Annotated in this window: 26 protein-coding genes and 1 pseudogene; 18 read left to right on the top strand and 9 right to left on the bottom strand. The window is 39.7% G+C overall.

Features of this window, described 5'->3' with window-relative positions; genetic code table 11:
• Position 1 precedes the first annotated feature (1 nt).
• The gene (locus tag AAFH98_RS03415) at positions 2–1,126 is read left to right on the top strand and encodes a hypothetical protein (RefSeq protein ID WP_342521272.1); all 1,125 of its coding nucleotides are present in this window, start codon (positions 2–4) and stop codon (positions 1,124–1,126) included.
• 15 nt (positions 1,127–1,141) lie between these two features.
• Here AAFH98_RS03415 and AAFH98_RS03410 read toward each other — a convergent pair.
• A pseudogene (locus AAFH98_RS03410) lies at positions 1,142–1,366 on the bottom strand (type ISP restriction/modification enzyme); the annotation flags it as partial.
• 116 nt (positions 1,367–1,482) lie between these two features.
• Here AAFH98_RS03410 and AAFH98_RS03405 point away from each other — a divergent pair.
• Positions 1,483–2,844, top strand: a complete 1,362-nt coding sequence (locus tag AAFH98_RS03405) for a KAP family P-loop NTPase fold protein (protein WP_342521270.1) — start codon at positions 1,483–1,485, stop codon at positions 2,842–2,844.
• Between the two features lie 388 nt (positions 2,845–3,232).
• Here AAFH98_RS03405 and AAFH98_RS03400 read toward each other — a convergent pair whose 3' ends face one another.
• Positions 3,233–3,463 carry a DUF2188 domain-containing protein gene (locus AAFH98_RS03400; protein WP_342521269.1) on the bottom strand — a complete coding sequence of 77 codons (231 nt, stop codon included), beginning with the start codon at positions 3,461–3,463 and terminating at the stop codon, positions 3,233–3,235.
• Between the two features lie 101 nt (positions 3,464–3,564).
• Between AAFH98_RS03400 and AAFH98_RS03395 the strand changes: the two genes are divergently transcribed.
• Entirely contained in the window at positions 3,565–3,786 is a 222-nt protein-coding gene (locus tag AAFH98_RS03395) for a hypothetical protein (protein WP_342521268.1), read from the top strand.
• A 176-nt stretch (positions 3,787–3,962) separates the two neighbouring features.
• Here AAFH98_RS03395 and AAFH98_RS15050 read toward each other — a convergent pair whose 3' ends face one another.
• The gene (locus tag AAFH98_RS15050; RefSeq protein WP_407935475.1) at positions 3,963–4,118 is read right to left on the bottom strand and encodes a topoisomerase DNA-binding C4 zinc finger domain-containing protein; all 156 of its coding nucleotides are present in this window, start codon (positions 4,116–4,118) and stop codon (positions 3,963–3,965) included.
• A 389-nt stretch (positions 4,119–4,507) separates the two neighbouring features.
• Here AAFH98_RS15050 and AAFH98_RS03390 point away from each other — a divergent pair, with 389 nt between their 5' ends.
• The 8 genes from AAFH98_RS03390 (at position 4,508) to AAFH98_RS03355 (ending at position 11,876) form a co-directional block, all read left to right on the top strand.
• Positions 4,508–5,176: a C40 family peptidase gene (locus tag AAFH98_RS03390; RefSeq protein ID WP_342521267.1), complete on the top strand. Its 669-nt coding sequence runs from the start codon at positions 4,508–4,510 to the stop codon at positions 5,174–5,176.
• 51 nt (positions 5,177–5,227) lie between these two features.
• Positions 5,228–6,886 (top strand): hypothetical protein, encoded by a 1,659-nt coding sequence (locus tag AAFH98_RS03385; RefSeq protein ID WP_342521266.1) that lies wholly within the window; start codon positions 5,228–5,230, stop codon positions 6,884–6,886.
• 24 nt (positions 6,887–6,910) lie between these two features.
• On the top strand, positions 6,911–8,947 hold the full coding sequence (locus AAFH98_RS03380; protein WP_342521265.1) for a hypothetical protein: 2,037 nt from the start codon (positions 6,911–6,913) through the stop codon (positions 8,945–8,947).
• Positions 8,948–9,140: 193 nt separating this feature from the next.
• Positions 9,141–9,299, top strand: coding sequence for a hypothetical protein (locus AAFH98_RS03375; RefSeq protein WP_342521264.1), 159 nt, complete (start codon positions 9,141–9,143; stop codon positions 9,297–9,299).
• Entirely contained in the window at positions 9,277–9,657 is a 381-nt protein-coding gene (locus AAFH98_RS03370; protein WP_342521263.1) for a DNA/RNA non-specific endonuclease, read from the top strand. The genes AAFH98_RS03375 and AAFH98_RS03370 overlap by 23 nt, the downstream gene beginning before the upstream one ends.
• Before the next feature lie 571 nt (positions 9,658–10,228).
• A complete protein-coding gene (locus tag AAFH98_RS03365) occupies positions 10,229–11,074 on the top strand; it encodes a hypothetical protein (RefSeq protein WP_342521262.1) in 846 nt (281 codons plus the stop codon).
• Positions 11,075–11,113: 39 nt separating this feature from the next.
• The gene (locus AAFH98_RS03360; protein ID WP_342521261.1) at positions 11,114–11,476 is read left to right on the top strand and encodes a hypothetical protein; all 363 of its coding nucleotides are present in this window, start codon (positions 11,114–11,116) and stop codon (positions 11,474–11,476) included.
• Positions 11,477–11,663: 187 nt separating this feature from the next.
• Positions 11,664–11,876 (top strand): MbcA/ParS/Xre antitoxin family protein, encoded by a 213-nt coding sequence (locus tag AAFH98_RS03355; protein ID WP_342521260.1) that lies wholly within the window; start codon positions 11,664–11,666, stop codon positions 11,874–11,876.
• A 7-nt stretch (positions 11,877–11,883) separates the two neighbouring features.
• On the opposite strand, the gene AAFH98_RS03350 is transcribed toward AAFH98_RS03355, so the two are convergent.
• Both AAFH98_RS03350 and AAFH98_RS03345 read right to left on the bottom strand, forming a co-directional pair.
• On the bottom strand, positions 11,884–12,036 hold the full coding sequence (locus AAFH98_RS03350; protein ID WP_342521259.1) for an addiction module protein: 153 nt from the start codon (positions 12,034–12,036) through the stop codon (positions 11,884–11,886).
• 1,328 nt (positions 12,037–13,364) lie between these two features.
• Positions 13,365–13,664 (bottom strand): YdeI/OmpD-associated family protein, encoded by a 300-nt coding sequence (locus AAFH98_RS03345; RefSeq protein WP_342521258.1) that lies wholly within the window; start codon positions 13,662–13,664, stop codon positions 13,365–13,367.
• Positions 13,665–14,084: 420 nt separating this feature from the next.
• Here AAFH98_RS03345 and AAFH98_RS03340 point away from each other — a divergent pair, with 420 nt between their 5' ends.
• Positions 14,085–14,495, top strand: coding sequence for a response regulator (locus AAFH98_RS03340; RefSeq protein ID WP_342521257.1), 411 nt, complete (start codon positions 14,085–14,087; stop codon positions 14,493–14,495).
• Here the strand turns inward: AAFH98_RS03340 and AAFH98_RS03335 are convergent.
• From AAFH98_RS03335 to AAFH98_RS03325, 3 genes are read right to left on the bottom strand one after another with little or no spacing between them, the layout of a single operon-like run.
• A complete protein-coding gene (locus AAFH98_RS03335) occupies positions 14,492–15,487 on the bottom strand; it encodes a YhdH/YhfP family quinone oxidoreductase (RefSeq protein WP_342521256.1) in 996 nt (331 codons plus the stop codon). The genes AAFH98_RS03340 and AAFH98_RS03335 overlap by 4 nt on opposite strands.
• Positions 15,484–16,851, bottom strand: coding sequence for an aldehyde dehydrogenase (locus tag AAFH98_RS03330; RefSeq protein ID WP_342521255.1), 1,368 nt, complete (start codon positions 16,849–16,851; stop codon positions 15,484–15,486). The genes AAFH98_RS03335 and AAFH98_RS03330 overlap by 4 nt, the downstream gene beginning before the upstream one ends.
• 18 nt (positions 16,852–16,869) lie before the next feature.
• On the bottom strand, positions 16,870–17,679 hold the full coding sequence (locus tag AAFH98_RS03325) for an SDR family oxidoreductase (RefSeq protein ID WP_342521254.1): 810 nt from the start codon (positions 17,677–17,679) through the stop codon (positions 16,870–16,872).
• Positions 17,680–17,833: 154 nt separating this feature from the next.
• Here AAFH98_RS03325 and AAFH98_RS03320 point away from each other — a divergent pair, with 154 nt between their 5' ends.
• The 6 genes from AAFH98_RS03320 to fahA all read left to right on the top strand — a co-directional run bounded on the left by AAFH98_RS03320 (position 17,834) and on the right by fahA (position 24,285).
• The gene (locus AAFH98_RS03320) at positions 17,834–19,495 is read left to right on the top strand and encodes a M20/M25/M40 family metallo-hydrolase (RefSeq protein WP_342521253.1); all 1,662 of its coding nucleotides are present in this window, start codon (positions 17,834–17,836) and stop codon (positions 19,493–19,495) included.
• Positions 19,496–19,557: 62 nt separating this feature from the next.
• Complete coding sequence (locus AAFH98_RS03315) at positions 19,558–20,136, top strand: DsbA family protein (RefSeq protein ID WP_342521252.1); 579 nt, start codon at positions 19,558–19,560, stop codon at positions 20,134–20,136.
• A 31-nt stretch (positions 20,137–20,167) separates the two neighbouring features.
• Positions 20,168–20,716: a gamma carbonic anhydrase family protein gene (locus AAFH98_RS03310; RefSeq protein WP_342521251.1), complete on the top strand. Its 549-nt coding sequence runs from the start codon at positions 20,168–20,170 to the stop codon at positions 20,714–20,716.
• A 67-nt stretch (positions 20,717–20,783) separates the two neighbouring features.
• Complete coding sequence (hemW, locus tag AAFH98_RS03305; RefSeq protein WP_342521250.1) at positions 20,784–21,908, top strand: radical SAM family heme chaperone HemW; 1,125 nt, start codon at positions 20,784–20,786, stop codon at positions 21,906–21,908.
• Positions 21,909–21,966: 58 nt separating this feature from the next.
• Positions 21,967–22,947, top strand: coding sequence for a hypothetical protein (locus tag AAFH98_RS03300; protein WP_342521249.1), 981 nt, complete (start codon positions 21,967–21,969; stop codon positions 22,945–22,947).
• A gap of 51 nt (positions 22,948–22,998) precedes the next feature.
• Entirely contained in the window at positions 22,999–24,285 is a 1,287-nt protein-coding gene (fahA, locus tag AAFH98_RS03295) for a fumarylacetoacetase (protein WP_342521248.1), read from the top strand.
• 63 nt (positions 24,286–24,348) lie between these two features.
• Here fahA and AAFH98_RS03290 read toward each other — a convergent pair whose 3' ends face one another.
• Entirely contained in the window at positions 24,349–26,109 is a 1,761-nt protein-coding gene (locus AAFH98_RS03290; protein WP_342521247.1) for a T9SS type A sorting domain-containing protein, read from the bottom strand.
• Positions 26,110–26,411 lie beyond the last annotated feature (302 nt).

The following is a 26,411-nucleotide window of genomic DNA, read 5'->3' as shown; positions in this document are numbered from 1 at the left end:
TATGGGAGATCAGCTAGAACCATATGTTTTAATAAAGAAAAATGGATTAACAAAGCCTTATAAATCTATATCGAGAGAGGAGTTTCAAAAGTTCAAGAAATTGAATGGGTTATTGCGTGATTTTGAGCGTACGCAAGGAATATTGCCACTTGTTGAGTCTAATGCATCTGCTTTAGATAATTATGTTTCTAAAATTGAAAAACAAAATCATGATTTATCTATCAAACGTTTAGAAATTCTAAAACTCAACGATGAAGTAAATCGTAAGCTATTGAACTTCTTGGCCTCTGGACGTCTTTATCTTGATCATACTGAAACAAGGTTAAAAAGGAGTTATGGGGATAACAGTAAAGAAGCAGAAAGGTTTGATTCCATAACTAGTGAAGCATATGATGATTTTTTCGCATATAGATTTTTTTATCAACTGCGAAATTATGTGCAACATTGTGGAATGGGAATAGACTTTATATCAAATTATTCGAGTTCAAAAAGAATTCCTGGCCATATTGATTCGCATAAAATTAACATACAATTTAGTCCAAAAAGACTTTTGCAAGACTTTGATGGATGGAAGCATGTTAAAAATGATTTGAAAAAAGAAGGAGATAGAATTGATGTATATGGCTTTGCATCAGAAGTTACAAGGATTTTGAAGGAGATAAATATAAGAATTTATTTAGCTGAACTTTCTAAACTACAAGAGGCTGGAAACTGGATTGTAGACTTAGTTGAAGATGTGTTTGAATCTGGTGGTCAACCACAGATTGCTACATTAGATAAAAATGGCAGCATTTTAAATGCTAATATTCTTGTACCTGCACTTGATGTTATTCAGGTACTTGGAGTTATTAATTTTGAAAATAATAGTTCTAAAAAAAGTGAAGAATATTTTCCAATGTTCGGATTCTGTTTCAAACTGTCTTGGAATAAAAGTATTAAACAGTTTGAAATTACTTGTCCATCTGTTTCCGAATTGAAAGTTACGGATAAAAAAAAGGAAAAGGTTATCGATAAGGCGGAAGTTAGGTTCAAAGAAATACTACAAAAGCATCTTGAGCAAGAGATCAGATCACCCGTACCATTGCCTTGGCGCAAGCAATACAAATTAATCGTTGGAAATATTTAGTTAATAAACTAAAAGTTATTCTATCCCAATCTCATCAATATCATCCATAATCCTATCTGTCTCCATCAGAGCCACAATAATTTTTTGATAGTGCTGAATTTCCTCAAAGCTTAGCTCCCGGTCCCGACGGGCTTTAAGCCATTTTTCGGCTGGTTGATAGCCGCCGATATAGAAATTCCAGGCCTTCTCTGGGACCATGCCGAAGTACTGCTCTTTGTTGATCTGTATTTTACCCAACCGTTCCCCAGGATAATGATGAAATGGAATGTAATAAAAATAGGATGAACACAAAGATTGTAAGGATGATTAAATTTTTTATCATGCTGATGATAATACCATAAAAAAAGGGAACTGTTATGAAACATAGAATAAAGCCACGCTACGAAAGAGAGGGGGGCAATTATGATTACTTTAACAGAAATGATTTTGCTCAGAATTTGACACGATTACTTTCAAATACAGAGGACTCTTTAGTTTTAACGATAAATGGTGATTGGGGAGAAGGGAAAACAACATTCATAAAAGAATGGGAAGCACAATTACGAATTAATGATGATTTTATTCCAATTTATTATGATGCTTTCCAAAATGATTTTACATCTGATACTTTTATTTCTATAGCTGTTACCATTCAAAAAGTATTAGAAAAGCATTTTGATGAAGAAAAGAAGAAAGAGACTAGTGACTACAAAGAAGCTGCAGTTAATCTTGGAACTGAGTTAGCAAAAATGAGTGCATCTACAGCTATTCGTGTTAGTACAGGAGGGGTACTTGCGGCAGATAGCTTGATGGAATGGATTACAGGCAAATATAAAGAGAATAAAGAGCAAAAAGAGAAAGCAATTGAGAGAAGCAGTAAAGAATTAGTGGATTCTAAATTCGATGCTTATTTCGAAAAAGCAGATTTGATTCAGGAATTCCATAATAAACTCAAAGCTCTTTTAGAGAATAGAGACAACAACAAGAAAATAGTATTCTTTGTTGATGAGTTAGACCGATGTAGGCCGAGTTTTGCAATTGAAGTGCTGGAAAAAATTAAGCACCTGTTTGATATAGATCATGTGAATTTTGTATTGGCTATTAATAGAGAACAATTAGTTGAAATAATTACTAATGCTTATGGAGTAAATGCAGAAGATGCTTATGTATATTTACAGAAATTTGTCCACATAGAAACGAATCTACCAAAGTTTAAGGAACTAAGAGGTAGTGATGATGAAGGAAATATACAATTATTTATAGCTGATCTATTAGATCTGTTTGTTATACCTGAGCATGTTAGGCATGAAAAATTATTATCTGAAATGATAAAAGCCTTACTACCTAAAACAAATTTAACACCAAGATCATTAGAAAGAATTCTAACACTTTATACAATTTCTCTTAGCAGTAATCCTGATAAAGGAAAAAAACTTTCAAAAGAAATTTTATTTTTATCAATATTAAAAATAGAAATGCCAAAACTATATAGGAGAGTTAAAAAGAATGGCCGATTTAGAAAAAATCCCAGTTCACTTGATATAAATTTAGGAACAGGTTTTATAAAGATTTTTACTAATGAAAACTATTTTGATCAAAATAGACTAAAAAACTCAGCAAATAATATGATTGATATTCCAACTTTAGTTGAAGCTGCTAAAATTGTAGATATTTATGATTTGCCAAAGGAGAAAGAAGGTAAGTCCAAAGATACTAATGAAAGCCAAGGTTACTTTTAGGAATTTTACAGATAAAATAAAAAGCCCAAGAAAGAAGTTGGTGAAAATTTAATGAGCTATGGGTTTTATTTAATGTAAGAATTACTTTCTTCTAACTGTCATCCATTTTTGATTCCCAGCATACGTTTAATCTTGGAATGAGAAACGTTGATACCCTCAATCTTGTGTGATGCGGACTGAGATTTAGCAACCTTGTCCCTTCGTTTTTTCTTAGTCCGAAGATGAGGATTTGTATCAATTATTTTATTATCTATTTCTCTAATTGCTGTTTTTTTGGACTTTTATATTTGTTTCACACGATCCAAAATGGATTCTGTAATATTCTAACTAAGTTATAGCTTTCCTTCTATAGAAAATTAATTTTGGTATTAGATAGTCTTAAGTCTCGTTATCCACGAGGCGGATAAGGATCATTCCCATAAGTTCTCTCTTCTTCAAAAGTACCATCCGTCTTATGGATCTTTACTGAGCTGGGCTTATTATTTTTAGCAATAATGATCGTATTAGTCACCACTTCTAACTTTGTATCTCCTGTAACAGAGGCACGTTGTGCACCTTCTTTTTTCCCTTCCCAACCATTATCAGTAGGTAATACATGATATACAGTTCTTCTGGCCATAATTAGCAAATTAATTAGGGTTTAGTAACATAGTAAGACGTTTTGGAAGGGTAATCCTTACAAAATTTTTCTTGGAGACCTGTTTAGATCAGGTACAATTTATGGGGGAATTATTAGATCTGGATAACTTGCAAAATCGTATTAACGGTTATGTCAATCAGCGTTCTCATAATATGCTTCCAGATGAAGAAGAACTTCGGGAAGAGGCAAAGTATGTGTTAAGAGAGGTTATGCTTCGCGGAGAGGTGCCCCGCGGTGAAGCAAAACATATTACAGATCTTGGAGAACGAACAGCTCGAAGACGAGGAACTTGTTGTATCTGAAAGCCACCGAAGTCCTATTCGTTTTAATATTCCAGAAAAGGTAGTTGGGCAGTATTTCCCTAACTTATATCCTGAGGGGATGATTTAAAGGATATGCTATGTTCATTAGGTACATGAGGTTATTATTCACTACTTCTTAATTCAGAGTAAAGGTGAGGATCACATCTTACTTTCTATTATATATCCTTTGTAAGTCGACATTTTGGATAGTTTCTGTATCTTAGAAATTTCGTACCAGCATTAGGACCTTTCTTGGCTGTTCTCTCAACTAGCTTTGAACCACATTTCGGGCAAACTGTTGTTGAATTATGTCTTTCACGCAATGATTGCATATGATCTTTTGTGGTGAGTGAAGACTCAGTAACATAGTATTGAACTTTTCTGACCACTCTATCCACTTTCTCAGGCGGAAGAACTCTATCCTTAAACCGTTTAATATATTTTCCTATCCGGGATCTTATAACGTTTAGCCGTAAAAAAGTTCATGACATTAGTATTTATTCTTCAAAACTCTGGGCTCCCCAAAAAATTTTGTAAGGATTACACTTTTCAGTGGTCTTACACATACAAAGCAACCATCCTGCTTTGAGTGCTAATGTTTCAGTATTTGGGAAAAGAAGGTCAAGAGAGCCAATATTGATGGGATAAATTGTCTACCAGCCGCATAAGGTTAGGTAGGTTCTCCCATCTGTAACTTTAATCCAAATATGAATCAAGAGTTATGGATAAACTGATCAAAGTGGCCACAGGAGAGCTTGGTGTAACTGAGATAAGCGGAAGTACTGATAACGAACGAATCCTTCAGTATGCAGAAGAGATAGGCCATACCTGGATTGAAGATGATGAAACTCCTTGGTGTAGCATCTTCATGAATTGGGTAGCTATGAAGGCAGAATTTGAACGATCAGGTTCAGGGTCTGCTAGGTCTTGGTTAAATGTAGGATTTGCAGTAGAAAACCCGGAGCCTGGTGATGTTGTAGTATATTGGAGAGAAAGTCCTGAGTCGCATAAAGGCCATGTTGGATTGTTCTTGGGCTATTCAAACGATCAATCAAGGATATACACCTTAGGTGGCAACCAAGATGATTCTGTTTCAATTACGGCTAAGTCAGCTGAGAAGTTGCTTGGCTTTCGGAGACTAGAACCGGAAAATGAAATATCTCTCCCGGATCAGGTCTTGGAGCGGGGAGATTCAGGACAAGCAGTTGTTCAACTTCAAGATGCTTTAAAACAAGCCTGTTTCGATGTAGGCACTTCTGATGGCATTTTTGGTCCAAGAACTGAATCTACATTGGAGCAGTTTCAATCTACCAATTCAGATTTAGCTATTACGGGTGTATTCGACGAAGTAACTCGAGAATACCTACTGGAGCTAATCAATTCTCAATAGTGTGAATTATCAAATTCATCAATATATAATACAAACTTAAATCTTATTATTATGGATACCTCTGAACTGATTGACTCATTATATGGAAATATTCAATCGATAATTGAGCGTGACCCACCGAAAAATGTAGAATTTCAATACTTTCTACCACCAATACCATTTGGACCGGAGCTGGCTTCATTCATGAAACTTGGGTCGAGTCCTGAAGAAGTCGACAATGAGGACGAGGAAGGTAAGGTTCGTTTTACTGTCAACGACATGCAACGAGCTGCAGTCAACTTTGCTGCGATGGTTGATTATGTTCCTTCCCTTGACGGTAATGTAATGGACGCATCCGACGAAGAATCAGATGAAAATAGTGTTGTAGTTGACTTGAATGCACTAATATCCAGTGGTCGTTCCGTATCAAAAATTTATAGAACAGTCCTTGAAAACTGCATGGTAATTGACAATGGAATGACCGAGGAAGAAAAAAAGCGTCTCGAAAAACTACGTTCTGCGTTATATAAAGAACCTAAAAAAGCTGATCCAGAGTCCGAAGATGAGGATCTTCTCGGATCTCTCGAAGACGAGAATAGTAACAACGGTGAGGGTGATGATGTCAACCTCGACAATCTTCTTGGGGAAGAAGCCGTAGATGCTGGAGATTTTGTACAGAGTCCAGATAAGTTGGCTGAACCAACAAGGATTATGAAAATTTATCGTGCACTTCAAAACCGATACGAACAAACAAAGTTAAGTGTGCTCGAAAAACTTGAAAATATTTCTCCTAATGATCCAAATGCCGGAGAACGAACCGAACTACTAAAACAGAAATTACAATCGGCCAAGAATCGATGGGAGACCCAAGGCAAGAAGAACCAAGTCGAGGCAGTGCAAGCCAGAATTGCTCAACTTTCACGTTCCGGAATGCCACAGTACATAGATGACCTAAAGGAACGATTCGAATCGAACAAGCTGACCGCTTCAGTCTTTGTATCAGAAGATCAAGGGGCGTCGCTGCTTACTGAAAGTGCCTATTATACTGCACTACGACCAAATGGTATACTGGATGCTAAATCAATGATGAATGTGACAGTCGAAAAATCTAAGGTCTCCAGGAAAACGTTCAGCAATAAGTCTTCATCGTCTGGTGGTGGGACAGGCATTATACCTTCAGTCCCTCTTTTTGCAACAGCCAGTGCCGAAAAGGTTAGTAGCGATTTTAAACAGAAATTCTTTAACAGCAATTTTAAAATAGAATTTGAAATTGTCCAGGGAATTATTGATCGACCGTGGTTTGATGTGGCTTTTTTGGAGTCGCCTGCATACACCATGGTACATCCGACAAACAAAGATGAATCATTGGATGCAATGACCGGTATAATGACTCTTTCCGACGGTAAAAATCCCCCTGAAGAAGGGAAAATGCCTCTAATCCCGATGACCGCCTATTTCGTAAGGAATCTCACACTTAAATCTGATATGGACAAAAGTACATTTAAACGTGAGTATGATAAATTCGAAGCCGGTGGAGGGATTTCAATCCTCGGGTTTGGTGCCAGTGGAGAACATACGAATAAAACCACTTCTACTGAATACGAGAGTGAAGGCGAATTTGGACAGATAAAAATGGACGGAACCTTTTTAGTCGGATTTGCCAGCCGTTTTCTTGGAAAAGCTCCTAATCCTGATTTTGAAAGTTATCCAGATAAAGATGATTGGATCTAACTTTATTCTGGTAAATATAAGTTTATGAGTATGATTAAACAGGAGCGAATAGCAATTTGTAGGGCAGCGATGGCTACTTCAATAGCAAAGAATATTGGTATGCCAATCGCTAATCCGAATACTCACGGGAGCCAACAACTGGGGGGTAAGAAGTTTTTTACGATTTGTTCCTATCCCCCAGTGGGGTATCCCATGGAAGCGGAACTATTCCCGTTGGAAGCAATCATGCGGGACATAGAAATAATTGATGAGTCTGGTAATTCAGAAGAAGAAACAATTACTAGAGCAGATCATAAACTAGAAGAGATTAACGCCTTCGTTCACGACCGCCTACTTAACCCGATACTTCCTCTAAAGTCATTGACTCCACCTGTATCTTCTCTTAACTCAATAAACGAAGTCTATGGAGATACATTGGAAGAGGCTATTTTTGCAGGAAAGGTAGCAGCTTCATCCGACCGGTATAAAAAAGCAATGGCCTTATTATTTCAAGATGGAGAGCGAAGTGAGGCATTAAAAAAGTACCTTGAATATGAAAAACACATCCAAGAAATACGGGCTAAATTACAATCCATAGACGAAGATACGAGTGAAAGAAAGGATTTAGAAGCGAAGCTTGATCGTTTAGAAGCAGAGTGGATTGGTATCGGTAGTAAGAATGAGATAGAAGAAGCATTTCGTATCATAAAAGAAGAGTCAGCTTCAGCAGGGTTTGAAGACGAACGTAAAAGGTTGCTGGATCAATTCAAAGCAGGTGAAAAGAAGCGTATAGATGCTGCTGGCTTGAGCTATTTCAAAGTTCAAATCGCACCTATTTCTCCATTATTTAACAATGATAGCGATGTCCACTGGCAACGAGTTAAGTTGCAAGCGGATGAAATAAGGGATAATATTGATTCTACAATAGCTAAAGATGTAGTTGGCATTCCAGAAAAACAGATTGAAAGGACAGCACAAAATATCCGACATATCTCCTTTGAATTTCTGAAGTGCAGCATTTTACGTGACTGGCTTGATCCCGATTTTTTCGACCAAGGTTTTTGGCGCCTTGAATCAGATCAAGAATTACTCTCTGATGGAGAAGGAAGTGGCCGCTTACCTACGTTATTAAAAAACATCATATTTATTCGGGATGCCGAAGTGGTATTTGAAGGAGAAGCAACTGCTTACTTTGGTGATTCCGATAAGCGCAACATAGATAACAGAATGGTAATGCCAACTTTGCAGGTGCTGCCTGATAAAACTTTAGAAAAAGTTGGGGAAGAACGTGAACTTACTGACGCAGCAGAACATGCTGGGCTCTCTGAATCATTACAACTCCTTGATCAAGAAACAAAGCGTTCCACATCTCTGCCCAAAAACCGGATACTAACGATGACTAAGGGTTTTGATAAGAATGATGAACAATTAGAATCTAACGATGTCCAAAAAAGCTCATTTCACTCTCTTAATGCAACCCTCGTTCAACCTCAGGTTCATGCTATACCTATTAATACAGAAAAGGAGAACAAGGAGTCTTCTTCTAAACCTAAAATTCACCCACTAAGGTCTTCAGATGTTTCAAGAATCGCTAAAAAAATAAGACCAAATATTGATCTGAGGCCAATAAATTTAAATAAGGGGGGCAGTACAAATGAAGAGGAACAGCCCCAGGTCAGTATTAAAATTACGGGAGAGATAGTTACAACCGATGATCATCCTGAGCTTTTGGATGAAGTCTCACTTAGTTTTGTTTCTTTAGATGGTGACAGAGAAGTCCAGGATATCGAATTGAAGAAATCATCACACACCCGGTTAATAATTAAAAGGGATGTGGTTTGGAAAAGTAAAGAGTCGCCTCAATTTGAATTTATTCTTAAAGATAAAGATGGAGATGAGCTGGATCGGAGAATAGTTAAGCCTGATAAAAGTGAAAACAAATTGAACTTAAAATGGACCCTCAATACGGAACCTGTTTTAGTAGAACTGGCTGGGAAGCACACTCCTACTCTACATGGATATGGATTGGAGGTTGTTCCTTTATGTCCTAACCCTGATGAAGACTTAGAGTGGGAATATTGATAATTACTAGACCAATATTTTTAGGATAAAACTATACTTGCTATGAAAAAGTCGATTTTATTATTGCTATTACTATCCATCGTAATTGAAGTAAATGCTCAGCCCATCGAGATTCAATTCAAAGCATTTTATCAAGGGATATCCAATCGGTACGTAAGCCTCTAACGATCTTATTATCCGTGATTTATATGCAATGAGCAGCAACGACCAAACCAAATTTGCTGATTGGGTTTCTTATCGTCTAACTAAAGAGACTGCAAGCGGGCAAGAAGATGAGCGAGACTGGGAATCTGATCCATGGTTAGAAGAGGAAGAAACCCTAGAGCCCAGTGATTACGAGGGGGGCCTATAGCAAGTTGAATATTCACCGGGGGCACCAAGCTCCCTTGGCAGGTTTGGATGGTAGGGATAGTTTTTATCAAACCAATTATCTCTCCAACATTACTCCCCAAAAAGCTAATCTAAATAGCGGCAGTTGGCGGGTTTTAGAGTCCCGTCTTCGGGGAATTCTTGAAGAAGAGACCATTCGTTCGGTTTATGTGATGACCGGCCCACTGTATGAAAAAGAAATGCCATCTCTACCGGAAGCCGATGAGGACCATAAGATTCCAAACGGGTACTGGAAAATTGTAGCGATTAAAAAAATAGTAAGATTCAAACGGGGGCATTCATTTACAGTCAAGATACGCCCTATTCTTCTCCGTTGTTAGATCATCTTGTTACAATAAATGAAGTTGAAAATAGGAGCGGTCTGAATTTCTTTTGGGAACTAAAAGAGTGTGAGGAGAACAAGTTAGAAAGGAGTGTGAACCGAAAATGGGCTACTAAATATTTTTCAGAAAATTAAGCACAAAATTCTCTATGACCGCTGCAGGAAATGCGTCTTCCCTGGAACGCTGTCCATAATAGACGCTCGGGTATGATGCCGATAAGATTATCTGGATTCTGCTGTATGAGTTTGACGATCAGATGCTCTTCGACGAAAAACAGATTGATGTAGACATCCAGTGGGATGGGTTAGGCCGCTCAAAAGATTAAACTCCATTAGCCGCCTTTTAACGGCTATTACTCAGGGTATAGTAATTCTTAACTTTTTAAAGTCAACCACGGTATTTTTTTGTAACAAAAGTGGTTAAATCAACTCTTTTATAGTAGAGGTGAGAGATAATAACTATGTGCGAAGAAAAATCTTTCGTTGAATTTATAATTATAACACTAATTATTATCGGATTTAACTCCATAATTCAATAGAGAAAGAATCTTCATTCAAAAACACATATTATGCAAAAGTTAACCTATTCAATAAGTACGGTAATTACTATATCTTTATTAATTTTAACTTCTTGTAGTACCAATGTAGAGGAAGAGGAAATTTCTTTAAAAGGTGATAATATAACTGCTGAACTTACTCAGTCATCCCAAAAAACTACTGAGTCGACCCAAAGTACTCCTCAGATTTATGATGTGAATACAAATTCACCAAAAACGGATGAGGTGAAACAGAAACTTACCTCCATTTTAAAAGACTCACTAAATGAGTCCTCAAAGGAAAATAATAATACAGCCAATCTTCAAGAGCCTGAAAAGCTTGATCCAAACATGGACGAGGCTGTAATCAGTGAGGATAATGATACTAGACAACAAACATTGGTAACACCAATTAATGATAGTGATAATACCCGTGTTAAAGCTACTGTATCAGGCTACAATGAAACTACAAATTCTATTGAAAAGACAATTGTAGTTACTGTCGACGGAAATTATTCTGTAGCTCAAATTGATGCTAATCCCCAACTTGCTGACCAAGCCGAAGTAACTGTCACTTTCGAAACACAAAGTGGTCAGACTCTCTTTTCGCAAACTTACACCAAGCAAAATTGGAATAATACAGATGTACCGAAACTTGGTGAATCCCCAACTATGAATAGTTGCTATTGGGATTGTATGGCGAATTATGGCTACACTTTTTCTGGTTGGCAGTTTGCTTACTCGACTACATTATTAGGTTCTACAGGTGGTTTTATGTCTTCAGGTCCTCTTGGTGCCCTGGCAGGTTTAAGTACGACACTTGGTGTACACACAGGCTGTGGTTGGGGATGTTTTGCTTCTTGGATATGGTTCGATTGATAAGTAGTATCGAATATAATTTTCAAGTGAGTATATACTATGAATAAGAAGGTAAAAACAGTTATATCTAAAGGTGCGCTTGGGGCTGCTATAGTGGCAGGCCCAGCAGCTGCCTTTGTCGGCCTTTTTAATATTCTATCCTCTGGGCTATGGATGAATATTTACATGGTAATTTTTTGGATATTCGTCTTTTTGCATTTCTTTTTTCGAGACGAAAGTTTTAATAAACTGCAAGTTATAAATACCATAATTTGGATGTTGTCACCTTGGCTTGTAATCCTAATTTTATTTACCTTCAAGATTGGGGCTTATGAGCCAATGTTTATGAGCCTTGGCTTTTTAATTGTAATCTATTTAATAAACTTGTTAGCAGGTATTTTAAAATCAGAAAAGGAGAAATGAGCTAGGGTTCTATATAAAAAATATTTAACTGGATTAAGTAATATTTGGGGACTATCAACCAAGATAGTTCCTTTTTTATTTAAGCAGAGGCTACAAATACAATATGTTCTTCATATATTGTATTTATGAGAGGTTTTCCAGGAATCTATTTTATTAATCCGCGAGATAGAGTTATTCTATATTGCTTATGGGACTTTCAAAAAAACACCAGCAAGAGATTGGCCGACTATTTGATCGTGGGCATGAAGTTTTTGGTACATCGGAAAAGTTTAACCAGTGGCTGACCTCACCTATTTTGGCTCTGGGTAAAACCACGCCCCTTAGCCATTTGGATACCGAAGAAGGGGTCGACTCCGTCCACGCTGTCCTGACTCGCTTGGAGTGGGGTGTTCACTCCTGAATCCTTCTCATGCTTCTGCGATCTTCTTTAACTCATTCATAGCTTCGGGACCTGGAATGGTTTCGACTTCTCCATTCTCTATCTCATCCAATCGTCGCTCGGCTTCCTCTATCCAAGCTTTTTCAATTTCTGGATCAGGTTCAATGTTGTCTTTTTTCATAGGCTATAGGCTCTTTCGAGTATTTATAATAATCTATAAAAGTCGCGGTTCAAATTTTGATTCTAAGCAACTCAAAATATTCTAACCAATAATTATTAACCTCTCTTTTTTACCTCGTTTTGGGGCGGGTTGGTTTTGTAGCCATATCGTGAAATCCCGTTAATAACACATTCATATTTTTTAGATTAAACAATCTGCTTATGGGAATCTAAAATTTTATACCCATTCATATACGGTGTGTTTTATTGCGTTAAAATTGGCTTCATAAAAGGCATGAAGTCCAGTGGCTTTTGTTGGGTAGTTCTTTTTAGAAATCCATTTATTAAATTCTTCATCTTCCTTTAGCAATTGATCTATTTTATCCCTCTGCTCCCAAAATTGGTCCAGTTGAATTTTCTAGACTGGCAACAGATAGGTTTTTCGGGTACCCAAATAGGAGCTCCAAAATGATTTTGCCAATGCCCTTGCTTTTTGACTCCACTTCTTGGCCAGTTATTTTCTAAGGTATTCCACTCATATTGCTGGGGTTCCTATTGGTCAATTTAGATAAATAATTTTCTAATTTTTTAAACTCATCTCGGTACTTGTTGTAAAAGTATTTAACGTTACTCATTTTAGATTTAGTTGGTAATTAAGGAGGCCGATGTTAATTAAATAGTTCACTTCTTTTCTGTGTCAATCGGTCTCCATTGATTCTCCCAATATAATCTCTTGTGGTTTGAATCGAAGAATGTTTACGGGCCTCTTGAATTTCAGTAAGACTCCATCCCTCTTCATCAGCTAAATGAGTAAAGGTATGAACAGCCACATGAGTTGTAAGATGTTTTTGAAGGTGTGGCCTAAGTTCTGCTTCTGATGCGATATTTTTGAGTTGTTCATTAGCAACTTTATTGGCACTGTCAATGTCTTCACGAACTTTCCATTTTGTTTTTCGTGGAGCTTCTCAAGTATCTTTAATGAGGGCGAAGGTAATTCAAGGACTTTTACTTTACTGTTTTTAAGCATCCGGTATTTGAGTGTACCCTTATGAATATATTCCCATCGACAATCACAAACATCTGTGAAATCGCATTCCATTATTATACATGGCAAAAAGGAATGCTTTCTGATAAATCCATTTTGAAGACCACGGTTCAAGATCAACATTTTTAAAATGTGTTAACATCGTCCCAGTCCATTTTTGAAAAGAATGAGGTTTCCACCGAGGTTATTCGTAAATAAATTGGGACTTCTCTATTGTCTTTTCTCAGCGTTACATTTTCACGCTCGTATGATGCTTGTTGGATATTTTCTTCATCTATTTGCTCAAAGGCTTTCAACCCGGAAGGTTACATCTGATCTTTCTCGATTAGTTCTTTTACCATTCGAATATTTTTCTTGCTCCAGTGGCTGTCCGGTCGGCGCGGCGTAAAACGTATTTTATAGCTCTCCTCGTCGATTGATTTGCGTAGTCCGTCAATCCATCCGAAACAGAGAGCTTCTCGCACCGATTCCTCCCATCGCATGCTTGGTTTGTTGGTTGCCACTTTATAATATCCCACCCACAATACATCCTGTTTCTCGTGGTTTTCTGACAGCCATGTTCGAAACTCATTTGTTGATTTAAAGAAAAGAGGATTGGTAGCCATAAAATACTATGGACTTAATGGGTATACGAAATTGAAAAATTGGTACATCAATCCGGATTTAAAAGTTATAGTCTTTGCCCCCCTGTTTGAACCCATTGGGAAGTAGTTATGATAACCTAATTTACAAAAACAGATAAAACCGGGAAATAGAAGTGTTTTGTACTATACTTTCGGGGGCTCATGTAGTGATGCAGATGGAACCACCAAGGTTATGATACCTTGCGGTGTGCAACCCTATGGTGTATTTTGAGATCGTTGGGCTTTTCTATTTGTAGTTCCATTCCTGTATTTCTTCCCTAAACCTTTTCCTCAAAAGTCTTTAGCCTAAAGTTGCTTGTAACGGCGATATTTTTTAACTATCTTTATATTAAAGAAAATTAATGTTTATTAGAGCTTCTTTAGTTTTAGGGGTCAAGTGTTATGGGAACCGATAAAAAAGGGAAAGTCCTTATTGTAGAAGATGATATGTTGCTTTCGATGGTAGAGGAGCGACTTATCACAAAGTTAGGCTTTGAGGTTGTTGGTAAAGTAACGAAGGGCCGTGATGCTATTGAGAAGGTGGAGGAGCTGGAGCCTGATATTGTTGTTATGGATATCTCGTTGAAGGGTGATATGGATGGTATTGAAGCTATGGAAGCAATTCGAGAGAAGTCAGATGTTCCTGTTATCTATTTGTCGGGTAGCGGTGATCGCTATTCACTGGAGCGAGCTAAAAAGACTGGCTTTATTGATTTTCTTACCAAACCGGTAACGGGTGGAGATCTTAAGGAACCACTATATATGGCCGTAGATGATCAATCAAATTCTCAAACGGCAAACCGCGTAGCTTAATCTCCAAGTTCTACTAATACACGCCCCACCTGTTGTCCTTCTAAGATATGATCAATCTCTTGGTTAAGCTTCTGCAATGAGCATGTTTTGGTTAACAGATCTAAGAGTTCAGGTTTCCAGTCTGAGGCTAATTTTTCCCATAACTTTTTACGTAGACTCATTTCGCAGTAGCCGCTGTCCATACCTGCCAAATGCACTCCGCGTAAAATAAAAGGATAGACATTCGTATGGAGCTCATGCCCCAGTACATTGCCGCAGCAGGCCACTGTGCCCCCCTGTTTGGTTTGGCGTAAAGTGGTATCCAACATAATTCCCCCGACTGTGTCAATGGCGCCAATCCATTTGCTGCTCAATAATGGTCGTGAGGATTCATCTTGGACTTCATCACGATGGATCACTGTTGAGGCACCAGCCTGTTGAAGAAAGTCAGTTTGATCTACTTTTCCGGTAGCTGCTGTTACGAAATACCCCAGTTTTGACAAGATAGATATGGCCATTATTCCCACCCCTCCCGTGGCACCTGTCACTAAAATTTCCCCACTATCGGGTGCTATCTCGTTATGTTGTAGATGGTGGACACCAATAGCTGCGGTAAATCCTGCCGTGCCTATCATCATGCTTTCCTTTAATGAAAGTCCAGCTGGTAAGGGTACAACCCATTGTGAGGGTACTCGAATATATTGACCAAATCCACCGAATGTATTTTGGCCAAGATCATAACTGGTTACAATTACCTTGTCACCAGTATTGAGTGAAGGATTATCACTTTCTACAATGGTACCTGCTGCATCAATTCCGGGAATATGCGGATAATTTTTTGTGACTCCTTTATTGCCTGTTGCAGAGAGGGCATCTTTATAATTGAGGGAGGAGTATGAAACTTTTATCAGGGTGTTATAATCAGGTAATTTATCAATTGGCCAATTTTTAACAGATCGCGAAAATTGTCCCTCAGACTTCTCTTCTACAACAAGTGCTTTAAATAGTGTCATAAGAATTTCTTCAGTTTTTTCAGCCAGTTCAATTTTCCCTCATAGGGTGGATATCGCAATGGTATGTCGAGCCAGTTGCTTTTTTTCATAATACTCTTGGGATGACTAAAAGTATCAAAACTTGCTTTGCCATGGTAGCTTCCAAAGCCGCTATTCCCCATACCGCCAAATGGGAGTTTTGGATTGCCCAGGTGAGCCACGGTATCGTTTATACATCCTCCTCCAAAACGCAGGCGGTGCATAACTTTTTTCTGATTCAGTTTGTTGGTGGAAAAGAGATAGAGAGCGAGAGGATGGGATTTAGATTGGAGGGTTTCTATAATATGATTAAGCTCATTAAATCTTAAGATAGGTAGGATCGGACCAAAAATTTCTTCCTGCATGATCGGATCGTCCCAGCTAATATTTGTTAATACGGTGGGTTCTATATAGCGTGTGTCTGGGTTTGTGCTTCCTCCATAAAAAACGTTTGATGGATCAATGAGATTTGCCAGCCGATGGAAATGTTTGTCAGAAATAATGCGCGCAAAATCATCGCTTTGGGCAGCATTATCCCCGAAAAAATTTCGGATATGTTCTTTCAACAGGTTGCAAAATTTATCATGCAAGGAGTTTTGTACATATACGAAATCGGGGCTCACGCAGGTTTGTCCTGCATTGATGAACTTACCCCAGGCAATTCGTTTTGCCGCCAGTTCAAGATCAGCGGTTTCATCAACAATAGTAGGAGATTTTCCACCCAGTTCTAAGGTGAGCGGTGTAAGCTGTTCGGCTGCAGCTTTCATGATGATTTTTCCGACGTGTGTGCTCCCGGTAAAGAAAATATAGTCGAGCGGTTGGGATAACAGAGCTTGGGTGGTATCAGCATCTCCTTCTACCACATGCAAAAAGCCGGGATTGAAATTACTATTAATTATTTTTGTTAGTAAGGCGGAAGTATGAGGAGCTATTTCTGATGGTTTTATAATGACGGTATTACCAGCGGCGATGGCTCCAAGGGCGGGATTTAGTGTGAGCTGCACGGGATAATTCCAGGGACCGATTACAAGTGTTACACCATAAGGTTGTGGTTTAATGTAACTTTTGGAAGGGAAATTGATGCGCGCGCTCTTGGCTCGCTGGGTGCTTGACCAGTTATTTATATTGGCTAAAATATGGTCGATCTCTTGATCCAAAACCATAATTTCGGTGCTAAATGTTTCGAAAGCAGGTTTTTCGAAATCATGTTTCAAGGCCTCAATGATTTCTCCTTCGTATTTATTCAGGGTTGCTTTCAGTTTGCGTAGCTGTGCTTTCCGAAATTTTACTTTTAAGGTCTTGGCATCCTTAAAAAATTGCCGTTGTCGTTGAACGATATTTTTCATGGTTGATCCATTTTAGGATTAGGTTCGTCCTGTGAATGTATCCATCGAATGATAAACCTGGAAAAGTTGGCCGGCTACAAAATCAAAAACGGGCGTTGGAAGTATTCCTTTTAAGAACGGAAGTATTTTTACCATAAAAGGTTCCCGGAGGTGTGTTTTATTTTTCCGAATCGCTTTAATAATCTTTTCGGATATTTCACCAGCATCGAGTAAAGGAGTAAGTGCCGGAGGGGTTACGCCCTCAAAAAGTCCCGTGTTGATGTAACTGGGTTCAATAGTTGAAACATGAATGTGCGGATATGATTTTAGTTCCAACCGGAGAGAGTCGGACCAGCCGATTAGGCCCCATTTGCTGCTGGTATAAACCGACATATTGGGATTTGCCATTCGGCCGGCTGCTGAAGCGATGTTGACGATATGTCCCGATTTTTGGGTAATCATATTATCCAAAAAAGCTTGTGTGGTATGCATGGCTCCCAACAGGTTAAGACGGATGAGATGCTCAATCTGTTGGGGAGCATAGTTCTTAAAAGGGCCGCCAACAACCGTCCCGGCATTGTTAATCAAAATGTCGACGGGTCCGTGTGCTTTTAAAAGTCTATCGGCTGTTTGATAAATTTGGTTAGGTTTGGCGATATCAACCTCGTAGCTATAAACCTGATTGTTATATTTAGAAAGGGTCTGGTGGGCGTTAGATATGGCTTCCGAGCTGATATCCCAGATGAATAATTTATTTGCTCCTGCTTTCAAAGCATGCTTGCCCATAAGTAAGCCAATCCCGCCGGCTCCTCCAGTGATAAGTACATCTTTCCCATTGAAATCACTCATACTTTAACATTCATCTAAAAATCTACAGTATAATTAACTTGGGTAGAGAAGTAGTATTACAAAATCACATCATATTCTAACTTAAGTTAGCAATAAGGCAAAAATATGTTACTTTTCCACCGTTGTATTAAAACTGGCAAAAAATAGACACGAAATGAAAAAAATACTTATAGGGATTGTTTTGGTAGGCGTTGCAGTAAGCTGTATGGATTCTCCCATTGATCAAGTTGCTAATACGATTACTGCAGAAAACCTGATGGATCATATAGAGGTATTATCCTCAGATGAATTTCAGGGACGGGCAACGGGTACCGAAGGAGAAGAGAAAACAGTTGACTATCTAGTTAATGAGCTCCAAGAATATGGTTTGACAGGTGGAGCACAAGATGGTGGGTTTATCCAGGATGTGCCTTTAGTAGGGCAAAAAACAAATCAGGATGCGGAATTGAGAATAAATACCAATGGGTCAGCAACCCAGTTTGAGTATTACTCTGATTTTATGGCATGGCCAGCTAACCTTCAGGAAGAGGTATCGATAGAAGATGCCGAATTGGTATATGTGGGATATGGCATTCAGGCTCCTGAAGAAAATTGGGATGACTTTAAAGATATTGATGTTGAGGGCAAGGTTTTAGTAGTGAAAAATAATGATCCCAGCAGTAAGTCTGATCTATTTGGGGGTGAAACGCGGTTGTATTACGGGCGATATGACTACAAGTATGAGAAGGCCAAAGAGTTGGGTGCTGCCGGAGTACTTATTATTCATACCACTCCATCAGCGGGATATAGCTGGGAGGTCGTAGCCAACAGTTGGAGCCGGGAACGATTTTATCTGCGAGGTAACAATGGTAATGAAGAGGCTCAAACAAAATTTAATGGCTGGCTCACCAAACAAGCGAGCACAGAACTATTTGACGAGGCCGGATTAGACCTTGAAGAACAATTGGAAGCCGCCGAGAGCCGTGATTTTGAGCCGGTGCCATTAGAAGGTATGTCACTTAACCTTAACTTATCGGCAGAATACCGTGAGCAGGAAGCCCAAAATGTGCTTGGAGTAATCGAAGGAAATAATGATCGGCTAAAAGATGAGTACGTAGTTTTTACGGCACATCATGATCATTTGGGCGTTACAAGTTCTGCAGAAGGCGATTCCATTAATAACGGGGCACTTGATAATGCCGCCGGTGTAAGCGCAGTATTGGAGATGGCGAAAGCCTATAAAGAAATTCAGCCGCAGTTAAAGCGCAGTATGCTCTTTCTATTTGTCGGAGCCGAAGAAGTTGGTTTGCTTGGATCAAAATATTGGGCAGATAATCCAACGATTCATCCGGGTAAAGTGACTGCCAACATTAATTTGGATGGCATGAATGTATATGGGAAAACCCGGGATTTAGTGCTTATTGGCTATGATCGCAATAGTGTAAGTGATACTATCGAAAAAGTTACTGAGGAGCGCGGGAGAGTGGTCAAGCCTGATCCCCACCCCGATCGCGGTTATTTCTATCGTTCTGATCACTTTCCACTTGCTAAGAAGGGAATCCCTGCTATTTTCCCCAACCGTGGAAATGAATTTATTGATAAGCCCGAAAGATATTCGGCTATGGTTGATAGCCTTCAAGATGCCAATTATCATAACGTAAATGATGAAATCAATAAGCATTGGGATTTATCCGGTATGGAGCAGGACGTTCGTTTGTTTTTTGATGCTGCCTATCGCATTGCTAATGCTAATGAAATGCAAACGTGGCGCAATGGCGACGAATTTAAACAAATGCGCCTCGATATGATTGAAGAGGCCTCTTCTTCATCCAACTAACTGAAATATTGCAGTTCTTTTGATAACAAAATCTAACTCATACTAATACACAGTAGAAACCGATGAATAAATTAGCAGCAACAGTTGTACTTATCGCCACAATGGTTTTTGGGATGGGCATTGCCAACACATCGAAAGCACAGGAAGGCCCAAGTGACGAGCCACTAACTATTGTTGAATATAGTGACTATCAATGTCCTGCTTGTGCCTACTTCCACCCTATTGTTGAAAAGCTGAAAGATAAATATGGTGATCAGATTGAGTTTGAGATGAAATACTTTCCTCTGAACTCACACCAATATGCAGCTTTGGCAGCCCGGGCAGCACAATCAGCCAAGAACCAGGGCAAGTTTTATGAGATGCATAGTCTATTGTTTGAAAACCAGAATCGCTGGTCTAACTCCGGCAGTCCAACATCCATTTTTATTAACTATGCTCGTGAGTTAGGGCTGGATATTAATCAGTTTAAGAATGATTTAAATGCTTCCGAAACGCAAAAGACAGTGATGGAGCAGCGTAACCAAGGTAGGACTGCGGGCGTAAATGCAACGCCCACCTTTTTTATTGAAGGTGAGAAAGTTGATCCGCTACCAAGAAATTTTCAAGCGTTCGATCAGTTGATACAGCAGCACTTGGACTAATTTTACTAATTAACAAGTTCCCATACGTATTATGGTATACGAATTTCTTAACAAGAAGCCGGAATTTCCCGATTCTGCATTTGTAGCACCCAGCGCCGATATTATTGGAGATGTAAATTTCGGGGAGGAAAGTAGTGTTTGGTTCAATGTTACCATCCGTGGTGATGTGAATTGGATTAAGGTTGGTGATCGCTCGAATATTCAGGACAATACGTGTATTCATGTAATGAACCAGACCGGCCCCACCCAAATTGGAGATGAAGTAACTATTGGACATAACGCGATGATTCATGGTTGTACCATTCACGATCGTGCACTTATTGGTATTCATGCCACTGTGTTGGATGAGGCAATCATTGAATCCGATGTAATTGTAGCCGCGGGAAGTTTGGTCCCACCAGGCAAGCGTTTGGAATCGGGTTATATGTATATGGGGAGCCCGGTAGAGAAAAAGCGTAAGCTTACCGATGACGAAATTGCGTCTATTAAAGAGCATGCCGACAATTATGTGAAATATGCCCGGGCTTACATGCAGAAAGATACGTACGAGACAAATCCTTTTTATTCAACTGAAAGTTGAATGTTAAAGGTTAGGAATTCCTCTCGGGAAACCTTTAACTGCAAACTTGTAACTTTCAACTAATGTAGTGTCTGGAATTTATCTTCACATTCCTTTTTGTAAGCAGGCCTGCTCGTATTGTGATTTCTATTTTGTGACGCAAACCTCCGAGCGGGAACACTTTGTACAGCGGTTGGTTGATGATATTAAAAGTTATAAGAATACAAGGTTTGTTGAGGAAAAAGTGAACTCGATTTACTTTGGTGGAGGGACGCCTTCGTTGTTAGCTCCTGCCCAAGTTGAGCAAGTTTTAGATGCGCTGAACGAAGTGTTTGATGTGGCATCCCGAGAAACCACACTGGAGATGAACCCGGATGATGTAACTTCTTCATTTTTAGCTGATATAAAGTCGTTGGGAATTGATCGGGCAAGCATGGGGGTACAAAGCTTTGATCCCGAGCTGTTGCAGTTTATGAATCGGGCACATAACAGTGAGGAAGCCCGTCAGTGTTTGGAGCTGCTTAGCCAGTCAGATTTTGATACGTTTACCGTAGATCTGATCTATGGTAATCCTAACCAATCGGTTAAACAGCTTAAAAAGGACGTAAAAACCTTGCTTAGTTTTGCTCCACCGCATATTTCGGCCTATTCGTTAACGATTGAACCCAAGACAAGATTAGGAAAGCAGGTGGAGCTCGGACGAATTGCGCCCCCCGAGGATGACAAGGTGGCTGAACATTTTGATATAATTAACCAGCTATTTAGTAGTGAGGGAATAGAGCGCTATGAAGTGAGCAATTATAGTGTGCCGGGTAAGGAGGCCATTCACAATAGTAGTTATTGGGAGCATGAAAACTATTTGGGTTTTGGTCCTGGTGCCCATTCGTTCTGGTGGGAAGATGCCGCTGAACGGTGGGAAAATGAACAGGATTTACGGAAATATTTACGTGGCGAAGATCATCCCCAGAAAGAGAAGTTAGCGCTTGAACAGCTTGCCGAGGAAAGACTGATGATGGGGTTGCGCACAAGAAAAGGAGTTGCTTTTGAGGAGATGGAATCGCGATATAACTATATATTTGGGGATAGGCAGCATGCGTATCTGAAACGATTGGTTAAGGAACAAAAAGCGATGGTTGATGATCGGATAATACTTACAGATAAGGGGATAAAAATTGCCGATGCGATTATTTTGGATTTAGTAACGTTGCAATAGATTGCTTATTTATAGCATGGAAAAGAAATGCTCATATTAACAATTGAATAACAGGCTGATGAAAGCGAGTTTTAAAGCATTTATGAGGGAGATTATCGATTATGCAGGATTGTTTCCGCCGGCCGATCTCTCTCTGGACACTTCTCTCCAAAAGTACAGCAAGTATCGTAAGGATAGTGACGCCTGGATGTTGTCGAGGTATATAATACCGGCCTCTCGATTAGAAGAGTTAAAACCCTACCACGACAATTTATTTGCGGGGGGCGAACCGTATAAATTTTCAGTACTGGGAAAAAGAGCCGAAACGATTTCGGGTTTCTACGAGGATCTCCAGAACATAGCGAGGTCGATAGAGAGAGCTCACGATGAGCATGGAAAAGCCATTACCACAGATGTGCTGGAGCTTAAGCTGCCCCGGGAGGCTGTTTTTGCTAATGACGAAGCGTTATTGGCTGATATATATGCTAAAACAGCAGATCTTATAGGGGGGCGGGAGATCTTTCCCACAGAGGTATTTTTCGAGGGAATTTTTGATAAAAACTGGGAAAAGGAGATTGGTTTAATTCTGGAAGCAATGGACCGCTATAATGCCGGAACGAAAGATGAAAGCAATATGAGAGCCGGATTCAAACTACGCTGCGGTGGCGTTGAAGCCTCAATGTTTCCAGCGGTTGAGCAGGTGGCTTTTACGTTGAATAAAGTGCGAGAGCAGAATATAGCGCTGAAGTGTACGGCAGGATTGCATCATCCTATCCGGCATTACAATTATACGGTAAAAACAAAGATGTATGGCTTTTTTAACATTTTTGGTGGCGCTATGCTTGGGTATGCGCATGATTTTTCTGACGAGCAAATGCAGCAGGTTATTAAAGAAGAAGATGCCGAGCATTTTTCGTTTACTGAAAGCGGTTTTCGTTGGAAGGATTACGAGATCTCAACCCAAGAGATTACTGAGCTGCGCAACGTAGCGGTTACATCATTTGGTAGCTGCAGTTTTGATGAGCCGCGAGAAGATCTGCAAAAATTGGGACTTTTATAACACGAGAAAAGGAATTCATTATTTAGAATTTAAAATTCAAAAGCTCACAATATGCATCCAACAAACGATCCTAACTTGGAATCATTTATTGAGGTAGATTCGAAATCACATTTCCCCATTCAAAACTTGCCATATGGTGTAGCACGATCGAAAGATGATGGAGAGGTTTTTATCTGTACGGCTATTGGTGATTATGTGGTTAATCTTGCGGAGCTCGATGCCGCGGGGGTTTTTGATGGTCCGCACCTGGATGGAAAGCCAGTATTTAGAGAGCGAACACTAAATATGTTTATGGAACTTGGTGGTGAAGCCTGGGCTGAGGCTCGATCGTATATTAGTACATTGTTAAGTGCAGATGAGCCGGCACTTCGCGATAATCAACCACTTCGGGAACGCGTGCTTACCCCGATGGATGAGGTTGAAATGTTGTTGCCGGTTGATATCGGAGATTACACGGACTTTTACTCTTCTGAACAGCATGCCACAAATGTGGGCAGCATGTTTCGGGATCCAGAAAATGCCCTTAAGCCAAATTGGAAACATCTGCCGGTAGGTTATCATGGACGTGCAAGTTCGGTAGTCGTAAGCGGTACAGATCTACACCGTCCCAAGGGACAAATTTTACCGCCTGATAGCGAAGATACTCCGGTTTTTGATGCATGTAAGTTGTGCGACTTTGAACTTGAGATGGGATTTTTGACAGGACCGGGAAATGAGCTTGGGAATCCCATCTCAGTACAAGATGCCGAAGATCATATTTTTGGATTAATGCTTGTTAATGACTGGAGTGCACGCGATATCCAGAAGTGGGAATACCAGCCATTGGGACCGTTTTTGGCCAAGAATTGGGCGACGACTGTTTCGCCGTGGATTGTGACGCTGGATGCGCTGGAGCCATTTCGCATAGAAGGGCCGGAGCAAGATCCCAAGCCTCTGCCCTATTTGCAATCTGAAGGAAAGTGGACATTCGATATAAATCTGGATGTGTTTTTGCAGTCCGAGGAAATGGATGCTCCTCACAAAGTTTGTGCATCTAATGCCAAAAATCTCTACTGGAATATTGCACAGCAATTGGCCCATCAAACGGTAACAGGTTGTAACGTACGTCCCGGCGACCTGTATGCTTCAGGTACTATTAGTGGAAAAGAGAAATCGTCGTATGGGAGCATGCTGGAATTAAGTTGGAAGGGAACCGATCCCATTGAATTGCCCAATGGTGAAAGTCGAACGTTCTTGGAAGATGGTGACGAGGTAACGATGACTGGCTATGCCGATACCGACGATTACCGTATTGGTTTTGGTGAAGTGAAGGGAAAGATTTTGCCGGCTAAAGATTAGTGTAGGTTAAAAGTGAGAAGCAAGAAGGTATAAGAACTTTTTAGACTTCTTGCTTTTCATTTCTTACTTAATAAGCGTCATTTTTTTAACTATTTGCTCTCGATCAGTGACCAGTTGGTAAAGGTACACGCCTGATGCAAGGTCACTGCCATCAAAAGTGGGCTCATAAAAACCGGGCATCAGCTCCTCGTCAATCAGTGTTTTAACAAGGCGGCCGGTTGTATCATAAACTTTAAGCTGCACCTTAGTTTTTTCTTCGAGGGTGAATCGTATTTCTGTGGTTTGGGTAAATGGATTCGGATAGTTGTGGCTTAATGTATTCTCAAAGTTATTACCGCCCAACGCCAAATAGACGGAGCTATCATCTCCGGATGAAGTTGATGCGTTTGTAAGTACAAGTCCCAGTCTACTAATATTGTCCCAGCTATATGAAGAGCTCTCAACAGAAGCCTGTCGATCGGCAAGAGGATAAAGCAGTGGTGCAGCCGTCCCGTCGTTGAAATAGGTGATTATCCCAACCCCACTATTTTGTGCCTTGGATGTTGATTCTAGTCTAAGGTTTCCCACAAGATCACTTTGAAGGGGGACCTCAAAATAATTCGCAGCAAAGGCTCCCGGAAGAGATAGCGATGATGGTTCGCGGGGAACCGAGAAATTTTTGGTAAAAATATTTCCACTACTGGAGACTGGGGGGGTAGGATAGTGTTGGCGTTCTTCAAAACCGAAGCCCTGTGCTGCATTGCGTCCAGAGGCATAATGCCAAAGTTGCGATTCAATATAGTTCTGATCAAAAGCAGTTGCCCCGCCCAACTGCTGAGTCATAGCATTAATCATAGTAATGGAAGGGTTATCTTTGATAGTCTCCCACACGTCAACCCAGAATTGAGACCCATATTTTTCTTCAAAAAATAGGGCCCAAGTAATATCCGCGTATGATCCCGGATAAAATCCTCCTTCAGGGTTATTAAAAATCGAATTTTCGCCGTTAATATAGTTATAGTAGTCATTAACATCGTCGTAAACGACTTCTTCCATAAGGGTGGCATCCATTTCAAGCCAGTCTGCTGTTTCTCCATTCCATTTATTGGCTTCGAACTGAATGGCATGTTTGAACTCATGAGCAACGGTTACTTTAATGGCTCCAATCTGATTGCCCTCAGGATCATCATTGGTGGGGAATCCTTCAGCAAAATCATTTTCAATTAGGATGAATGTTGTTTGATTCTGAGGGGCGGTTACACCATAGTAGTCGATATTATAAACATCCCTCATATTTACAATTTCAATATCATAGGTTTGTCCAACAGGTATAGGATCGGTATAGCCCAAACGTTCTACTTCATGACGGTATGAGGAGTCAGCAGCAGCTGCAACTTCTTCTACATAATCGGGGATGCCATTATTATTGGAATCGCCGGGAGGAACAGCATGGTTTCCGGATGTGTCGTAGTGAATGGAAAAATTGCCACCGGGGGATTGGTAGGTTTCTGAGGCCTGTAGTCTCCCAGACTGCATCTGAGATTCCACTTGGTTTATGGTAGAAGGGGATAGTTCAGATTTGTGGCGGTGGTAGTCAGAAATAGCTGAAGTACCACATTTGAGGGGTTGCTCTATATCATTGTTAGCAATCTTACTTTTGGCTTCGGATGGAGAAAACTTAAGCAACACCCGTTGATCTAATGTTAAGTTACCTTTGTTATAGGCACGGTCAATCTGTTGCAACAGGTCAAGTTTTTGAGCCTGTGTTCGATTTTGGGATTGGACGGTGCCAATAAAAAGAAATAAAAATGAGCTCAAAATTATGAGCTGAACGATATACTTCATCAGCAAAATAATATCTTGAAACAAATGGGGTTCATTTCTTGCAAAATTACCCTTATTTTTGGCATCTGCAAATAGTTTGCCCCTCAGGCATCAAGGGTTTTAGTTATAAAGATGAATATATTCTTAGTGCCTGAATAAGGTGGTGTAAGATCTCGTGTCACCCTGAATTTATTTCAGGGTCTGTTTAAAAAAAATTAGAAAAGAAATATTTAAGAAAGATTATTTTAATGCAGATGCTGAAACAAGTTCAGCATGACACGAACATGCAACAAGTAAACTTAGTGTCTTAGTATCAGAGAAAC

It is taken from the genome of Fodinibius sp. Rm-B-1B1-1 (assembly GCF_038594945.1).
GTDB lineage: Bacteria > Bacteroidota > Rhodothermia > Balneolales > Balneolaceae > Fodinibius > Fodinibius alkaliphilus.
This window is presented reverse-complemented; position numbering and strand designations above follow the sequence as displayed.

What these genes read in the sequence shown, in the direction of transcription:
- AAFH98_RS03415 (WP_342521272.1), top strand. Translation starts at nt 2, where the DNA reads ATGGGAGATCAGCTAGAACCATATGTTTTAATAAAGAAAAATGGATTA.
- AAFH98_RS03405 (WP_342521270.1), top strand. Translation starts at nt 1,483, where the DNA reads ATGAAACATAGAATAAAGCCACGCTACGAAAGAGAGGGGGGCAATTAT.
- AAFH98_RS03400 (WP_342521269.1), bottom strand. Translation starts at nt 3,463, where the DNA reads ATGGCCAGAAGAACTGTATATCATGTATTACCTACTGATAATGGTTGG.
- AAFH98_RS03395 (WP_342521268.1), top strand. Translation starts at nt 3,565, where the DNA reads ATGGGGGAATTATTAGATCTGGATAACTTGCAAAATCGTATTAACGGT.
- AAFH98_RS15050 (WP_407935475.1), bottom strand. Translation starts at nt 4,118, where the DNA reads ATGCAATCATTGCGTGAAAGACATAATTCAACAACAGTTTGCCCGAAA.
- AAFH98_RS03390 (WP_342521267.1), top strand. Translation starts at nt 4,508, where the DNA reads ATGGATAAACTGATCAAAGTGGCCACAGGAGAGCTTGGTGTAACTGAG.
- AAFH98_RS03385 (WP_342521266.1), top strand. Translation starts at nt 5,228, where the DNA reads ATGGATACCTCTGAACTGATTGACTCATTATATGGAAATATTCAATCG.
- AAFH98_RS03380 (WP_342521265.1), top strand. Translation starts at nt 6,911, where the DNA reads ATGAGTATGATTAAACAGGAGCGAATAGCAATTTGTAGGGCAGCGATG.
- AAFH98_RS03375 (WP_342521264.1), top strand. Translation starts at nt 9,141, where the DNA reads ATGAGCAGCAACGACCAAACCAAATTTGCTGATTGGGTTTCTTATCGT.
- AAFH98_RS03365 (WP_342521262.1), top strand. Translation starts at nt 10,229, where the DNA reads ATGCAAAAGTTAACCTATTCAATAAGTACGGTAATTACTATATCTTTA.
- AAFH98_RS03360 (WP_342521261.1), top strand. Translation starts at nt 11,114, where the DNA reads ATGAATAAGAAGGTAAAAACAGTTATATCTAAAGGTGCGCTTGGGGCT.
- AAFH98_RS03355 (WP_342521260.1), top strand. Translation starts at nt 11,664, where the DNA reads ATGGGACTTTCAAAAAAACACCAGCAAGAGATTGGCCGACTATTTGAT.
- AAFH98_RS03350 (WP_342521259.1), bottom strand. Translation starts at nt 12,036, where the DNA reads ATGAAAAAAGACAACATTGAACCTGATCCAGAAATTGAAAAAGCTTGG.
- AAFH98_RS03345 (WP_342521258.1), bottom strand. Translation starts at nt 13,664, where the DNA reads ATGGCTACCAATCCTCTTTTCTTTAAATCAACAAATGAGTTTCGAACA.
- AAFH98_RS03340 (WP_342521257.1), top strand. Translation starts at nt 14,085, where the DNA reads ATGGGAACCGATAAAAAAGGGAAAGTCCTTATTGTAGAAGATGATATG.
- AAFH98_RS03335 (WP_342521256.1), bottom strand. Translation starts at nt 15,487, where the DNA reads ATGACACTATTTAAAGCACTTGTTGTAGAAGAGAAGTCTGAGGGACAA.
- AAFH98_RS03330 (WP_342521255.1), bottom strand. Translation starts at nt 16,851, where the DNA reads ATGAAAAATATCGTTCAACGACAACGGCAATTTTTTAAGGATGCCAAG.
- AAFH98_RS03325 (WP_342521254.1), bottom strand. Translation starts at nt 17,679, where the DNA reads ATGAGTGATTTCAATGGGAAAGATGTACTTATCACTGGAGGAGCCGGC.
- AAFH98_RS03320 (WP_342521253.1), top strand. Translation starts at nt 17,834, where the DNA reads ATGAAAAAAATACTTATAGGGATTGTTTTGGTAGGCGTTGCAGTAAGC.
- AAFH98_RS03315 (WP_342521252.1), top strand. Translation starts at nt 19,558, where the DNA reads ATGAATAAATTAGCAGCAACAGTTGTACTTATCGCCACAATGGTTTTT.
- AAFH98_RS03310 (WP_342521251.1), top strand. Translation starts at nt 20,168, where the DNA reads ATGGTATACGAATTTCTTAACAAGAAGCCGGAATTTCCCGATTCTGCA.
- AAFH98_RS03300 (WP_342521249.1), top strand. Translation starts at nt 21,967, where the DNA reads ATGAAAGCGAGTTTTAAAGCATTTATGAGGGAGATTATCGATTATGCA.
- fahA (WP_342521248.1), top strand. Translation starts at nt 22,999, where the DNA reads ATGCATCCAACAAACGATCCTAACTTGGAATCATTTATTGAGGTAGAT.
- AAFH98_RS03290 (WP_342521247.1), bottom strand. Translation starts at nt 26,109, where the DNA reads ATGAAGTATATCGTTCAGCTCATAATTTTGAGCTCATTTTTATTTCTT.